Annotated in this window: 1 pseudogene; it reads left to right on the top strand. The window is 69.5% G+C overall.

What is annotated here, in order from left to right:
* Positions 1-413: pseudogene (locus AC1DYP_RS24845) on the top strand (MFS transporter); the annotation flags it as partial.

The raw sequence follows: 413 nt of genomic DNA, 5'->3' as shown, positions 1-413 counted from the left end.
CGATCACGGCATGCCGCAGACGACGGCGGCCGGACTGTTGGCCGTGGTGGGGATCTTCGACATCGTGGGGACCATCGCGTCGGGATGGCTCACCGACCGGGTGGATCCTCGGCTGTTGCTGGGCGCCTACTACGCGTTCCGCGGAGTCGCTCTGCTGTTCCTGCCGGCGTTGCTGTCGGACGCGCTGCATCCGTCGATCGTGTTGTTCATCGTGATCTACGGCCTGGACTGGGTGGCGACCGTGCCGCCGACCATCGCCCTGTGCCGTGAGGTGTTCGGATCGCAGGGTCCGCTGGTGTTCGGCTGGGTGTTCGCCGCCCACCAGATCGGTGCGGGTGTCGCGTCGGTGGCCGCCGGTGTGGTGCGCGACGCCACCGGCGAGTACACCGCCGCGTGGTTCGGTGCGGCCGGGC

The organism is Caulobacter sp. P1_D6 (assembly GCF_056406095.1).
Note: the sequence above shows the minus strand (reverse complement) of the source record. Positions and strands in the feature narration are given on the sequence as shown.